General features: G+C 62.8%; 2 protein-coding genes. One reads left to right on the top strand and one right to left on the bottom strand.

The genetic code is table 11. From position 1 onward, the window contains the following. The coding region (locus H7H34_RS23240) for an IS256 family transposase (RefSeq protein WP_185926914.1) at nucleotides 1-1,021 on the top strand (1,021 nt) is incomplete at its 5' end. Nucleotides 1,022-1,184: 163 nt separating this feature from the next. Here the strand turns inward: H7H34_RS23240 and tnpB are convergent. Then, nucleotides 1,185-1,385: IS66 family insertion sequence element accessory protein TnpB (tnpB, locus tag H7H34_RS23235; RefSeq protein WP_185926913.1), on the bottom strand; the 201-nt coding region annotated here is incomplete at its 5' end.

The following is a 1,385-nucleotide window of genomic DNA, read 5'->3' as shown; positions in this document are numbered from 1 at the left end:
CGCTCTCGATACCCGTTTGGGCACGCTGAACCTGCGGGTGCCGAAGCTGCGGCAGGGCAGCTATTTCCCGGGCTTCCTCGAGGCCCGCAAGACCTCCGAGCAGGCGCTGGTGGCGGTGATCCAGGAGGCTTGGATCGGCGGCGTCTCCACCCGCCGCGTCGACGAGCTGGTGCAGGCCATGGGGCTCAGCGGGATATCGAAGAGCACGGTCTCGAAGCTCTGCAAGGATATCGATGACAGGGTCGGGGAGTTCCTGAACCGGCCGCTCACCGGCGACTGGCCCTATGTCTGGCTCGACGCCACCTATCTCAAGGTCCGCCAAGGCGGGCGCATCGTGCCGGTCGCGGCCATAATTGCGGTGGCGGCCAACACCGAGGGCCGAAGGGAAATCATCGGCTTGGGCATTGGGCCCTCAGAGGCCGAGACCTTCTGGACCGAGTTTCTGCGTTCCCTCCGCGCCCGGGGGCTGAGTGGGGTCAAGCTGGTGATCAGCGATGCCCACACCGGCCTCAAGGCAGCCATTGCCCGGGTGTTCGAAGCGACCTGGCAGCGATGCCGCGTTCACTGGATCAGGAATGCTCTCGCCCACGTCTCGCGCGGCCAACACACCGTTGTCGCCGCCGCGATCCGCCAGGCTTTCGACCAGCCCGACCGCGCCCATGCGGGCGAAACCTGGCGCAAGGTTGCCGAACAACTGCGCCCGCGCTGGCCCAAGCTGGCCGATCTCATGGACGCCAGCGAGCATGACGTGCTGGCCTACATGTCCTTCCCGCGCCAGCACAGGACCAAGCTGCACAGCACCAACCCGATCGAGCGCCTGAACAAGGAGGTAAAGCGGCGCTCCGATGTCGTCGGGATCTTCCCCAACGAGGCCTCAATCATGCGCCTGATCGGCGCCGTGCTCTTCGAAGCCAACGACGAATGGCAGACCTCGAGCCGCTACATGATGGTCGAGGCCTTCGCCGAGATCGACAAGGAGGAGATCGACCCCATTCTCAGCATAACCACGAAAGCCGCCTGATCATGCCCTCAGGCCATCCAGGAATTTACACCAGCTTGACGGACGTGACCTGACAGCACTTAAACTCAGCTCTACCTCCTCGCGTAGCTGCGATGGAGAAATTTCACCCAGAGCCGCCTGATCATGACGGCCCGGTCCCAATTCTACACCACCTTGACGGATGCTATCCCATATTCGGCCAGATAAACCGGCCCTTCTCCAGCCGCCGGGTAAAAAGGCAGGCGCCCAGACCATCATGCCAGATGATCTTCAAAATATCCGATCTGCGGCCCCTGAAGACGAAGAGATGCCCTGACAACGGATCATGCTGCAGAACCTCCTGCATCCGAAGCGCCAAGGAGGGAAAGCCACAGCGCATGTCCGT

This window comes from Stappia sp. 28M-7, assembly GCF_014252955.1.
GTDB lineage: Bacteria > Pseudomonadota > Alphaproteobacteria > Rhizobiales > Stappiaceae > Stappia.
This window is presented reverse-complemented; position numbering and strand designations above follow the sequence as displayed.